Genomic DNA, 12,812 nt, shown 5'->3' with positions numbered 1-12,812 from the left:
TTGCTTTGCTAGCTCTCGCTGATTGCGAGCGGTAGGGGTTCGATCTGCATAGAATCGGATAGTTTAGAACAACTAATACCCCGAAGCTCGAGTCGAGCTTCGGGGTTTTTTTTCGTCAATTTTTCATGAGAATTAGAGGATCATCGTGCCTAAATACGTTCCATTTCAGCCACTGAGTCTGCCAGATCGTACGTGGCCCAATCAAACGATCCGCCACGCGCCCGTGTGGTGTTCCGTCGATTTGCGCGATGGGAATCAGGCGCTCATCAACCCGATGGGGCCGGCCAAGAAAATGGAATTGTTCAAGACGCTTCTCCGCATTGGTTTCAAGGAGATTGAGGTTGGTTTTCCCGCCGCTTCGGAAACCGATTTTAGTTTTCTACGGGAGCTGATCGAGCAGCAGCTGATTCCGGATGACGTGACCATCCAGGTTCTGACGCAGGCGCGGCCGCAACTGATCGAGCGAACCTTTGAGGCCATAGCTGGAGCGAAGAATGCGATTGTGCATTTGTACAATTCGACATCGACCTTGCAGCGGCGAGTTGTCTTTCGTGCAGATAAAGCTGAGATCACGAAGTTGGCTGTCGATGGGGCGACCCGGATCCATGAGTTGGCTTCCCAGGTAAGCGATGGTCGAGTGCGCTACCAGTACTCGCCCGAGAGCTTTACCGGGACGGAGATCGACTTCTCCGTAGAAATTTGCGATGCGGTTTGCAACGTTTGGCAGCCGACGATTGAGAATAAAACCATTATCAATCTGCCCTCGACGGTCGAGTTGGCAACTCCGAATGTGTACGCGGATCAAATTGAATTGTTCTGTCGGTTGTTCAAGTTCCGCGACCGGGCCATCATCTCATTGCATACGCACAACGACCGCGGAACTGGAGTCGCAGCGTCTGAGCTGGCTCTATTGGCCGGAGCCGACCGTGTGGAGGGAACTCTGTTCGGAAATGGTGAACGCACGGGAAACTTGGATATCGTGACGATGGCGTTGAATCTTACGACTCAAGGCATCGACTCTGGGTTGGATTTTTCGAATATCAAAGAGGTCCGTCGGGTAGCGGAGTTCTGCACCGAGCTGAAGGTTCATGAACGGACACCCTACGCCGGAGATCTCGTGTTTACCGCCTTTTCGGGATCGCACCAGGATGCGATTAAGAAGGGTTACGACGCGATGAAGGAATCTGGGCAAGAGCAGTTCGAAGTTCCCTACCTGACGATAGACCCGGCGGACATTGGCCGACAATATGACCCGATCATTCGCGTCAACTCGCAATCGGGCAAGGGAGGCGTGGCCTATCTGGTCGAAAATGAATTGGGCTTCCGGCTACCGCGTCGGCTGCAAGTAGCCTTTAGCCAGGTGGTGCAACAAGCTACTGACTCTACTGGGCAGGAAATGCCGGCTAGGGAAGTGGGGAAGAAATTTCTCGAAACCTATGTGTCGCCTCCAGCGGAATTGGTCTATCGATCGCATAAGCCTCTGGAATGCGATCTGGAGGATCAGGAGATGTTTCAATTTTCGATCGAATATCAAGGGGTTGCGCATGAAGTGGTAGGGCAGGGGAATGGCCCGCTCGATGCATTGGTGCACGCTCTGACCGAGAAATTTGGTTTAGCCTATGATATTCAGGATTACCAAGAGCATGCCATGGAGGCAGGAAGCGGGAGTTCCGCTGCTGCTTACATTTTGCTGAAGACTCCAGAGGGAACCGAGCTGTATGGCGTCGGCCAACATCGCTCATTGACGAAAGCCTCCATTCTTGGATTGGTTGCTGCCATCAACCGCTGCCTAGGGCTCAGTCGCGATGCTACGTCCAAGCGCTAACATCTACATGCTACGGTCTAGACGCTCTGGTTGGTGCTTGGGTCTTCGGGCAAGCATCGAGTTGTCTCAGGCAACCGGGGGACCCTAAAACAAGACAAACCGCAGTGACAGGTCACTGCGGTTTGTTGTTGAGGTTCGCGTTAAGCGTTCGAGGGCGTTTTACCGATTTCGCTTGGCTTCTGCTGCTTGTTGCTTCCGAAATGCAGACTCCGAATCTTCGATGGCGTCGTCGTTGCGTTGGATTTCTTCAGCGGAAGGAAGCTCGTTCGTGGCAGCGGTACTCGTGCCACCGCAACCGGACAATGTCAGCGCGGCGAGAAGTAGTCCGATGCAGTAGGGTGTCGTGTTTTTCATTTTCTGTAGTCAGCTTCGTTGAGTGTCAAAGTGAGCGAATGCTGGGCGGCGAAGGGGCAAGGGGAGCTGCCAACCCAGTCGGGATGTGTTTTGAGGCTGGGAGCTAGAATTCGCCTACTGGCATACCGTCGTTGGCGATACTGATGCGTCGCATTGTTTCTCCATCGATGTTGTAGCTGATCGAGCGGACCGATCCGTCGCCGAAGACTGCGTTGGAGCCACCGGCGTGCGATGAACCGAAGAATGGGTGCCAGTTCGTCCAACTGCGACCACCTGCATCCACGACTGCGATAGTGTCGGTAGGAGCGTTGAGATCCTGTACCGGTGGGATGCCATATTCAACTCCTGATACACTTCCAGCTCCCCAGCGAATGACGTCTTCATCCCAGCCGGCATTATTCCAACGTTCGTTGTCTCCGCCGTCCGAGCCGTAACGATCTGGGTTCAGGGCTTTTTCGCCGACCATAATCGTGTTCGAAGTACCGTCTTTGATCTGTTCAAGTCGTATGTCGAGGTTGGACTCGGTGCGAACGACGACACCTCGCTTGCCGATGCTGATTGAATCGGAGCCGCCGCCAACTCGCTCGCCTGCATTGCCGGCATAGTCGCTACGGAAGTAGGGAGTCGATCCCCAGAGTTGAGCATTGCGACGGGAAGGGCAAGTGTACGATGGGATAATCGCGCGGGCGACGAGGTTTTGGGTATTGCCGTAGTCGTTGTCATCGGCCAGGTTGTAAACATTGCCTTGCTCGATGTAGGGGAGAATCTTGTAGCTCCAGCTCCAGCCTGAAACGGTGGTCGCATTGCAGCAGGTGAAGGCTGAGTCTTTCCCGTCGCGAGCTCCCGTGGGGAGCTTTCCGTTGGCGTCCTGGAAATTATGAAAAGCCAATCCGATTTGTTTGAGGTTGTTAGTGCACTGCATGCGTCTGGCTGCTTCCCGAGCCGCTTGAACTGCTGGAAGCAGTAAGCCAACCAGAATGCCAATGATGGCGATGACGACCAGCAGCTCTACCAATGTGAATGCGCGGCGAGGGCAAACTCGCGCGGAGTTCAACTTTAACACTTGCGATGTTCCTAAATGTAACTAAGGGAGGGGTGCAGAAGGAAAGGAGAGTCACTGAAGGCGTGGCTCTCAACTTCATTCCTTCAATGGCCCAAAATTTAGCACCGATTTCAAATAGGAAGCACGTCAAAGATATTAATGATTTATGAAGAAGAATCGCTAGTGATTTCAGAATTCGTAAGGAAGCATTGATTTGTTAAGGAGAACCCCGCGACCGAGTTGAGAAGGTTCCCAAGAGGGATGGAGAGCGATGCGTTCTCTGGCTAGACACGAATTTGCAGATCGCATAATCCGCATTTTGGGAGTGTCCGATTCAACCCGCAAAAAGGTGGTGGACGGTTGTCACTCGCGTCGCGGTGCAGGCATTAGTCGTTGAGGAGGGCAGCTACCGACGGGCAGGAGAAATCGAGATTGGTGGAGACGTTTTGCACATCATCATGATCTTCGAGTGTTTCGAGCAGCTTCAGAACTGTGGCAGCGACGTCGGCGTCGACTTCTACCGTGTTGGTGGGAATGCGAGTGACCTCGCTGAGTTCCATGGCTATGTCTGCGTCCTGGTAGGCTGTAGCGACCTGGGTTAGCAATTCAGGGGGCGTGTAGATCTCCATTTTTCCGTGGATGTTGAGCACATCCAGGGCATCGTGCTCGAGAGCAATTTCAGTGATCTGTTCTTCATCGCCGGCGGCCAGGTCGATAATGATCAAGCCTTTGCGTTCGAAGATGTAAGCCACGCAGCCGGTGCTGCCCAGGCTGCCACCGCTCACGTCAAAGATCTTGCGGACCTCTGGTGCCGTGCGATTGCGATTGTCCGTCATGATGTCGCACATGATGGCGACGCCGGCTGGACCGTAGCCTTCGTAGAGAATTTCTTCAACATTCCCGCCATCGATTTCTCCGGTACCCTTTTTGATGGCACGTTCGATATTCTCTTTGGGGAGGCTGAGCGATTTGGCCTCTTGGATAGCGGTGCGGAGTCGGACGTTGCCATCGGGATCACCACCGCCCAGCTTGGCGGCGATGATGATGGCTTTGGAGAGCTTGGACCACAGTTTACTGCGTTTGCTGTCTACTAGGGCTTTTTTATGTTTAATCCCGGCCCAGTGCGAATGACCCGCCATCTCGTGTTACCGTTAATGCAGAAGAGAGTTCAGAAGTTGTACTAGCGCTTTGTCTCAGTTTAGTTACCAGGGCCATGGGCGAGACCAGGTGTCAGCGTGATAAACCATGGGACTTGCAACCTCGTCCCCTCCAGCTAGCCCCGCTGTCCGAGGTGGCTCAAGCGTTAGCGAGGCTTGCGTTTCGAACTCTTGGTGGTTGCAGAGCTGTCCGCCTCTTTGGTGGCTTTCTTGGCCGCTGCTGGCTTTTTGGCCGCAGTCTTCTTGCTGCTTGGCTTGGCGGCAGGTTTGCTGGCGGCTTCCGCGGTAGGGGAATCCTCCTTGGCAGCGGCCTTTTTGGGCGCTACTTTCTTCTTGGCGGGCTTGGAGGGAGGTGGGGAGCTCGCTTTGGGGTCGAGGGCATCGATCCGGGCAGCTGTTGCACCACATTCCTTGAGAACGGCGTTGGTTAGTTTGGGATCGGAGCCCTGAGCTACGGCGATCGCGAACTGGTGCAAGCAGGAGGCGAAAGCAGCTCCCTTAGTCTTAGGGACGGTGCGTTCGAGCCCTGGGGCTTGGCCCTTGGCCGCCTCCGCCTCGTTAACGATTTCGGTCGCTAGCAGGATGTTCATGATGCTTTGGTTTACCGGGATAGCGTGTCCGCCCAAAGCATTTTGCGTTACGAAGCCCAGTACAAATTTGGAAACGCCACCTAGGTTTTCGAGCTCTTGTACGGCCTTTCCCAAGTTCATTTTGACCATGTCATCAATGTCGAAACTGTAGCGGGTTTCGAACAGGGACTGCAGGTTCTTCTTGATGTGTTGGGCTGCTACGGCTGGGTTGGGGAGATTGTGCAGGTATTCTCGCAGCTCGGTGATGGTCGTAACGCGAACGTCATTCCAGTCGCTTGACGAGCACTCTCGGAGCCGATTGAACGCCTCATCGGCGGCCTCGTAAGTCGCACTTTCGAGGCAGCAGGCGTAGACCAAGTGCTCCAGCACGGAGCGGTCTTCCGCGGGTGGGACAGCCGTATAATGCTTCGTCACGACTTTGTGTAATTGTTGGATGCGGTCGCCGCGGTTCTTTGCGCTCATAGTGAATTTTATTTACTAGTGGCTATCTGTTGTTAGGAAGAGCGTCAAAACTCTAGGTTCTGAAGCGTATCGACCCCACGCCCTCCGGCATTCTCCTTCCGGCACTGGGTGTTGCACGGAAGGGATTGGCGGCGGGGTAGGGTGGTCGCTCGACTTAGGACTCGCCGGGAGGCTGCTGCTGCGAATTCGATTCAGCGGTTGGAGAGGCGTTTTCCTCGCCAGCTGGCGTTTCTTCTGCGCGAGCGGCTTCGAGGGCTTCCCGCTCTTTGGCAAGGTCGTACAGAATGCGTGCAACTTCAAGGCTCTTCTTGACGCCATCGTCGATCTCGAAAGTCAGTCGAGGGGTGTAACGAGTGTCAATGCGTTTTGCAATCTTCGATTGCAGGAAGCCAGCTGAGTTCTGCAAGCCGCGTAGGCAGAGGCTTTGCCGGCCCTCATCAGCCATAATGCTGATGAGGACTTTGGCTGTCCGCATATCGGGAGCAACTTCGACCCCTGTGACGGTCACGTTCTGCACGCGAGGATCGCGAAGTTCCGTTAGGATCGCCATACTGACGACTTCGCGAATAGCTTCAGCGGCTTTAAGGATTCGGCGGGTAGCCATGATACGTAGCGAGCCTTGTGAGGGATGAAATTGACTTAGTCAAGTTTCCGTGCGACTTCTTCAATACGATAGGCTTCGAGCACATCGTCTTGTTTCAAGTCGTTAAAACCATGCAGTTTGATACCGCATTCCATTCCACGAGGCACTTCCTTGACGTCATCTTTGTGGCGTTTGACGGAGTCGAGTGCGTAGTCACCAATGGTGCGCCCATCGCGGTTGACTCGGATTCGGCAGCCACGTTCGATGGAACCTTGAGCAACATAGCAACCAGCGACGGCACCGACGCGGGTGATATTGAACACGGTTTTGACCAAGGCTCGTCCCAGTTCGACAATCCGCTCTTCAGGACGCAAGCGTCCTTCGATGATGGCTTTGATATCCTCAGCCAATTTGTAGATGATGTCGTAGCGGCGAATTTCGACGTGGCGATCATCTGCCATCGAGCGAGCGTTCTCATCCGGGATGACATTGAAGCCTACGATAACGGCTCCCGAGGCGCTGGCGAGAGTGACGTCAGCCACGGAAATGCCTCCCACGCTTCGCTGCAGCAATCGGATTTGCACCTCAGGGTGTTCCAGTTTGCTGAGCTCTTTCTCGATCGCTTCGAGGCTACCGCGAGCATCGGCTCGGAGGATGATGTTGAGTTCGACTTTGTCCTCAACGACCCCTAAGCGTCCGGATTGGAGCATGTCTTGGAAGGCTTCGAAGGAGACCTTCGGCGACGTGCCCGAGAGGGATTGAGCACGCGAAGTGTCTTCACGGGTTTCGGCCAATGAGCGTGCTTGGGCGATATCGTCCAGCACATAGAATCGCTCCCCGGCGCCGGGCGGCATGTCGAGGCCTGTGATATTCACAGGTACGGTAGGACCAGCCGATTTGAGTTGCAAGTTGGGTTTGAGCGTGTCATACATGGCTTTGATACGACCATGGCTCGATCCGCAAAGGACGATGTCGCCGACGTTCAACGTACCATTTTGGACGATGAACTTGGCGATAACACCCTTGTCCGATGCCTGCTCTGATTCCAAGCAAACGCCCACGGCACGCCGATTGGGGTTGGCACGGAAATCGTGGAGTTCGGCTACGGTCAGCAGGGTTTCGAGCAGTTCGTCCATGCCCTCGCCGCTGATGGCGCTGGTGCGAACGACTTCAACATCGCCGCCCCATTCACTGGGGGTTAGGCCGTGCTCGGTCATCTGCGTGAGGATTCGGTTCTGATCGACGCCTGGCAGGTCGATCTTATTGAGTGCAACCACGATGGGCACTTCAGCCGCCTTGGCGTGAACGATGGCCTCAGCGGTTTGCGGCATGATGCCGTCGTCGGCTGCGATGACGACAACGGCAATGTCAGTCACATTGGCTCCGCGGGCTCGCATCTCGGTAAAGGCTTCGTGACCTGGCGTATCGACGAAGGAGACGACGCGACCGTCTTTTTCGATCTGGTAGGCGCGGATGTGCTGGGTGATTCCACCAGCTTCACCGCTGACTACGCTGGTTCCGATCAAGTAGTCCAGCAAGGACGTCTTACCGTGATCGACGTGTCCCAGGAAGGTAACGATGGGAGGTCGAGTCACGAGGGATTCGGCGGTATCTTCGTGTTCTTCGATCGCTTGCACTACATCTTCTTCAAGCGAGGCAGCCTGACGGAACTCAAGCTCGACGCCCAGTTCGGCGGCAAGGAGTTCGGCCAGTTCGGCATCCAAGCTGGCATTAATGGTAACGCCATGTCCCATCTGCATGAGGGTGCCGATCACTCGCCCGGCAGGGACACCGGCAGCTTCGGAGAAGCTACGGACCGAGCAGGGGAGTTCAAGGGTGACATTCTCTTTTCGCGGTGCGGCGGTGTTGGTTCCCTTGCGGACCAAGCGTCGACCACCCCGGTAGCTGCGACGATCGTCATCATTGGAGTCGAGTGAACCGCGTCCGCGACGTTTGCGTTCGGAGCGTGCGGCGGCGATGCCCGACGAGGCCTTCTTGCCACGCAGGTCCTTATCATCATCGTCGTCTCCCTTGCGGAATTTGCCTTTGGCGCGGTCGGCGTCGGCTTTGAACTGCGTCAACCCACCTGAGCCGGCAGTTCCGGATGCGGCGGTACCGGCCGTCTTGCCCTTGCCGCGGCTTTCTTTAGCGGTGTTTTGTTGTTCCAGTTCTTGGAGCGGAGCTTTCATGCCCTGCTTTTGGCCCGAGATGTCATCCTTGGTGAAGCGGATTTCTGGCCGTTGAGGCGCGGGCTCGTTGGATTTTGGTGGCGGAACAGGAGTCTGCCGTCCACTGGGGAGTCGCGCAAGGTTGATGACCGGTTCGCGGCGCTGAGGCGGCTTGCGTCGCTCGTCTGCCTGCTCCGGCTTGCTGTCGCTTCCACTTGGCCGCCGCGCGTCTAGGCTGCGGATGCGGCCGCCGCCTCCCGGCGAGATGGGGTTGTAGCTGCCACGCGAGATGCCCTTGGGGCCCTCTGACTCCTGATTGGAATCCTCGGTCTCTGCATCGGCTTCGGTCTCAGAGCCGGAGGGGACATCGGCAGTCGTGTCGGCGACTGGTGCCGTCGCCTTGGCCGTGCCGGTTGGCTGAGCTGCGCTGGGCGCTGTGGTCGTCGCTTCTTCTGGCGTGGACGGAGCCGCATCAGGGACTGTCTCGGCGGTATCGCCGGAAGTCGCGGGCGCCTCTGTCGCAGCGGCCTTGGAGGCGAGCTCTTCGGGCTTGCCCGCGGGCTGCGGGGAAGAGGGCTTGGGCCTGGCGTCGAGGGCTCGGATTTTCCCCGTGTCGACGCTTGTGCTGCGCGTGAGCGGTCCGGTCGACGGCCGCGTGGGGGTTAAGTCCTTCGCCTTGGATGTCGTCGGCGCGGGCTGTGGCTTCGAGGCTACAGCCGCTTTATCAGCGAGGTGCTTTTCAATGCGTTGCACTTCGTCATCATCGAGACTCGCGAGGGCGGAACCCTTATTGAGGATTCCAATTTTGGTGCATAGATCGACGAGATCTTTGCTGTCCATTGTCAGCTCTTTAGCTAACGCGTAGATGCGTTTCGGCACGTGCTACTGTTCCTGGGGTCAAAAAATGGTCTTGAATACGCGCCAGCTTTGCTTGGCAGCGTTGTGACACGACCACAATTGCACGTGGATGTGTCATCTACATAGATGACTCTCCTTGTCGAGAAGCTGCATCTATCAATAAAGCGGGTTGAGGCGTAAGGGCCAGCCAACCTCTATCGACCAGAGAGTTAATTCCGATCGGTGGCATTGGTCTCGTCCATAATTTCCTCAGTGGTATTTGCAGCAGGCGCAGGCGCCTGCTCGGCATCAGTTGTGGGAGGATTCAATTCTTCTTCGGTCGATTCTGGAGTCGCTACCGCGGCAGGATCAGGATCGTCCGTGGTCTCCGTCGCTTCAGAAGGAGCAGGGGCCTCTTCTGGGGCTGCGGATTCAGTTGCAGCGGGCTGGGCGACGGGTGCTTGGTTCTGGGCCGCTTGATCGGCAAATGCCTGGGCCTTCTTGAGCTTTTTCTGTTCAGCGGCGACGCGTTCGGCTTCCTCAGCACGCTCTTCGGCCTGCTCGACGATCTCGTCCACCTGCTCGGCGGTTAGACCGCCCATTTCCATCAAGGCATCTGGTTCAATGACCGAAAGGTCATCGTACGACAAGTAGCCTTGTTCCACTAGTCTTTGAGCTAAATCATCGGTCATTCCGGTCAGTTCCATGAATGCGGTGATTGCTCGGTCAATCTGCTCTTCCAACTCGCCAGCCGTCATGATCTCGATATCCCAGCCCACCAGCTTACTGGCTAGCCGGACATTTTGACCATATTTCCCGATAGCTTGGGATAATTGATCGTCTTTGACCAGCACGATTGCTCGGCCGATCATATCGCACAGCAAAACCTGCTCTGCTTCAGCAGGCTGGAGCGAGCTGGGGATGAGAACCATCGGGTCATCACTCCAGCGGACGATATCAATTCGTTCCCCAGCCAGTTCGCTGGTAATGTTCTTGATGCGATTGCCTCGCACGCCAACGCAGGCACCGACGCAATCGACACGCTGGTCGGAACTGCTCACCGCCACCTTGCTGCGATGACCGGGCTCTCGGCTGATCGCATTGATTTCGATCACGCCCTCAGCAATTTCGGGTATTTCTTGCTCAAACAGCCGTTGGACCAACTGTGGCTTGGTGCGGCTTAGGATGACTTTAACTCGGTTGCCTGCCGCCTTGACCTCGTAGACCACGGCGCGAATTCGGTCGCCATTGTGATACGATTCTCCGGCGATTTGCTCGCCACGCGGCAGGATCGCTTCCATATTGCCGAGTTGAACCGTGGTGATCCCACGCTCGCTGCGTTGGACTGTCCCGGTTACGAGTTGCCCGACCTGGTCGTGGAACTCATCGAGGAGGGAATCGCGTTCGGCCTCTTTGATCTTTTGGATAATAACTTGCTTGGCAGTTTGGGCGCCAATCCGGCCAATCTCAGCTTGGTCCAATTCTTCGCCATCGCAAACGGCGGAGATATTCCCGGTACTGCGGTCGATCTCGACACTGATCTCGATTTCTTCACCGCGTTGCTTGCGAACAGCGGTGGCCAGTGCAGACTCGATCGCCGAAAACACGAGTTCGCTGTCGATGTTCTTGTCGCGGTGGAGCGAGTCGACAAGTCTCAGTAGTTCCGTAGGATTCATGCTTGCTAGCTTTGTGGCGGCGCAAAATTTCGCGCGGAGGGCCTGCGGCCGGATGTCCCAAGACCGACAGGGCTCAATTCTGGACGGAGCGCCAGCGTAGCGATTGTGCATTTAGCAAAACAACACCAATCGTGCCTGTTTGCCATCTGCCTCGGCGGAATCGGCCGACAAAACCTACCGCAGTGGAAGTAAGTTCAATCAGTAGCCGGCCAATACTACTTTTGCAAACCGAGAATGTCAACGCGAGGTTGACTGGAGGAGTGTTATTCTCACGTTAAATCTGCCCAAATTGGCGGTGGAAGAGGGCAATAGCTAGCACTGTTTGGCAGCCTTGCATCGCCTGCGGTGCCAATAAAGTTGCCTCTCGACCGACGGCACGCACTCAAGACTTGCCCCGCCAGAATGGCTGAGATTCGGCTAGCGGCATTCGGGGGTCTCTAGGGGGCGGTTAATGGATGTGTGGTAGCCGCTAGGGGCCTGGTGGGCAGCGGGAGGGGGCGCGAGTGGGTTGCGGTCTGCTCGCGGGCGAGTTGCCCGTTCGGCCCAGTTGCCACTTTCGGCCCAGTTCGCACGGTTTGGAGCTGCAGGAAGGGGGGGCTACGCGGCGCGGACCGCGATGCTGGCCGCTTGTCCCTGGAGCGTAAAACTCGAGTGGATGAAGCCCTGCCCAGCGTCTTGCCCCAGCTCGGCCGGTGTCCAGTCGAGTTGTGGGAGTCGCGTGTTGAGGTTGCGAATGGGGAACAGGGTACCGTGTTCGAGCGCCAGCAGGCTGGAGATGAATTCCACGGCTCCGCTGCCTGCACCCAGGTTGCCGAAGTAGCTCTTGGCCGCAGTGACGGGGATGGCCCCGTGCGGTTTCAGCACTTCCCCGATGGCCAGCGATTCTGATTGATCTTGTTCCGGAGAGCTCAAGCCGTGGGCGTGCAAGTGCCAGTGCTGCGGTAGTCGGTCTCCCGCGCTGCGCAGGGCCGCGCGCAGTGAGGCGGCAACGGCCAGGCGATAGAAATCACGAGCAGGCGGTCGGCTAGGTCCAACCATGGAAGCTCCTTGGCCAATGATTTCGCCCCAGATTTTGGCACCGCGCGCTTCCGCGTGCTCCCAGGACTCGAGCAGGACAGCTCCAGCACCTTCACCGGCCACCATGCCGTCGCAGGTGGCATCGAAGGGGCGAGACATGCGGGTCGGATCCTCTTGTTCGCTGGCTAGTTTCTCGGCCAAGGTGATGTGGGTCGTTCGCAGCGGGTGGAGTCGCGTGCCGGTAGCACCTACGACGATCGCTTCCGCCGCACCACGCTGGATGATCGAGGTAGCCTCCGCGATGGAGAGGTTCATGCTCGCTTCTCGCACCGTCAACGAATTGTTGGGGCCGCGAAAGTCGTTGTAGATCGAAATGTGGCTGTTCGGCATGTTGGGGAGATATTTTAGCAGCCATAGGGGGCCAACTTTGGGGAGTCCGTAAGTTGGCCAGTCGTCTGTGCGAAAAACTCCCCCAGCATTTTCGCGGCAGTTGCGGATCCCGTCGGCGAATTCTTCAGGAAGGGTGAGGATGTAATCGCAGCCGAAGAGACAGCCGAATCGATCGGGATCGCGATCGGGGCCAAGTCCGCTGTGGGTGATCGCTTTCTGAGCGGCGGCCACGCCCATCTCGATTTCGCGGCACATGACCTTGCCGTTTTTCTTGATCGCTCGTTGGAGCGGCTTGTCGAGGGGGCCGTAATCCTCAATTTTTCCAGTGAAATCTTTAACCTCCGCCCCTGAATGGAAGGGCAGGGCGCTGGTCGGGATGTTTTGCAGCGGGGCGATGCCAGATTTGCCAGCGTTCAGATTGCCCCACAATTCGTCCAGGTTGGAACCAAGTGGGCTGACAATGCCTAAGCCGGTGATTGCTACGCGTTTTCTCGAGGTGGCTGTGTTTCCCGAGGTAACTGGGCCGGTGGACATTGGCAAGCCTTCGCTGTGCTGGGGGAGTGATCGATTTTGATGTGGTTCGAGTGGAGAGGCGACTGCGCTCCTCCTGGCCTGGCCCGACACGGGCTCTCTCTGGCTGAGGGGGGTGTTTGCAGATGCCCCGCGTCGGGAGCTCCCCAATAAATAATTGATTGTGGCCCATAGTGCTAG

The 12,812-nt window shown here is 56.7% G+C and carries 9 protein-coding genes; 1 reads left to right on the top strand and 8 read right to left on the bottom strand.

Features of this window, described 5'->3' with window-relative positions; translation table 11 throughout:
- Window positions 1-145: 145 nt before the first annotated feature.
- On the top strand, window positions 146-1,825 hold the full coding sequence (gene leuA / locus Q31a_RS28080) for a 2-isopropylmalate synthase (RefSeq protein WP_197355835.1): 1,680 nt from the start codon (window positions 146-148) through the stop codon (window positions 1,823-1,825).
- A gap of 159 nt (window positions 1,826-1,984) precedes the next feature.
- On the opposite strand, the gene Q31a_RS28075 is transcribed toward leuA, so the two are convergent.
- From Q31a_RS28075 to Q31a_RS28040, 8 genes are all read right to left on the bottom strand, one after another.
- Window positions 1,985-2,179 (bottom strand): hypothetical protein, encoded by a 195-nt coding sequence (locus Q31a_RS28075; protein WP_145085673.1) that lies wholly within the window; start codon window positions 2,177-2,179, stop codon window positions 1,985-1,987.
- Between the two features lie 103 nt (window positions 2,180-2,282).
- Window positions 2,283-3,242, bottom strand: coding sequence for a DUF1559 domain-containing protein (locus Q31a_RS28070; RefSeq protein WP_197355833.1), 960 nt, complete (start codon window positions 3,240-3,242; stop codon window positions 2,283-2,285).
- Window positions 3,243-3,607: 365 nt separating this feature from the next.
- Window positions 3,608-4,360, bottom strand: coding sequence for a YebC/PmpR family DNA-binding transcriptional regulator (locus Q31a_RS28065; RefSeq protein ID WP_145085670.1), 753 nt, complete (start codon window positions 4,358-4,360; stop codon window positions 3,608-3,610).
- 164 nt (window positions 4,361-4,524) lie between these two features.
- Window positions 4,525-5,430: a hypothetical protein gene (locus Q31a_RS28060; RefSeq protein WP_145085667.1), complete on the bottom strand. Its 906-nt coding sequence runs from the start codon at window positions 5,428-5,430 to the stop codon at window positions 4,525-4,527.
- Between the two features lie 154 nt (window positions 5,431-5,584).
- Window positions 5,585-6,034, bottom strand: a complete 450-nt coding sequence (gene rbfA, locus Q31a_RS28055) for a 30S ribosome-binding factor RbfA (protein WP_145085664.1) — start codon at window positions 6,032-6,034, stop codon at window positions 5,585-5,587.
- 35 nt (window positions 6,035-6,069) lie between these two features.
- Entirely contained in the window at window positions 6,070-9,060 is a 2,991-nt protein-coding gene (gene infB / locus Q31a_RS28050) for a translation initiation factor IF-2 (protein WP_145085661.1), read from the bottom strand.
- Between the two features lie 188 nt (window positions 9,061-9,248).
- On the bottom strand, window positions 9,249-10,694 hold the full coding sequence (gene nusA, locus Q31a_RS28045; RefSeq protein WP_145085658.1) for a transcription termination factor NusA: 1,446 nt from the start codon (window positions 10,692-10,694) through the stop codon (window positions 9,249-9,251).
- A gap of 597 nt (window positions 10,695-11,291) precedes the next feature.
- Window positions 11,292-12,635 (bottom strand): beta-ketoacyl-[acyl-carrier-protein] synthase family protein, encoded by a 1,344-nt coding sequence (locus Q31a_RS28040; RefSeq protein WP_145085655.1) that lies wholly within the window; start codon window positions 12,633-12,635, stop codon window positions 11,292-11,294.
- Window positions 12,636-12,812: the final 177 nt, after the last annotated feature.

Origin of the sequence: Aureliella helgolandensis (assembly GCF_007752135.1) — a bacterium.
GTDB lineage: Bacteria > Planctomycetota > Planctomycetia > Pirellulales > Pirellulaceae > Aureliella > Aureliella helgolandensis.
This window is presented reverse-complemented; position numbering and strand designations above follow the sequence as displayed.

Coding starts and splice junctions, on each gene's coding strand:
- Q31a_RS28075 (WP_145085673.1), bottom strand. CDS start 2,179: ATGAAAAACACGACACCCTACTGCATCGGACTACTTCTCGCCGCGCTG.
- rbfA (WP_145085664.1), bottom strand. CDS start 6,034: ATGGCTACCCGCCGAATCCTTAAAGCCGCTGAAGCTATTCGCGAAGTC.
- nusA (WP_145085658.1), bottom strand. CDS start 10,694: ATGAATCCTACGGAACTACTGAGACTTGTCGACTCGCTCCACCGCGAC.
- Q31a_RS28065 (WP_145085670.1), bottom strand. CDS start 4,360: ATGGCGGGTCATTCGCACTGGGCCGGGATTAAACATAAAAAAGCCCTA.
- Q31a_RS28060 (WP_145085667.1), bottom strand. CDS start 5,430: ATGAGCGCAAAGAACCGCGGCGACCGCATCCAACAATTACACAAAGTC.
- Q31a_RS28040 (WP_145085655.1), bottom strand. CDS start 12,635: ATGTCCACCGGCCCAGTTACCTCGGGAAACACAGCCACCTCGAGAAAA.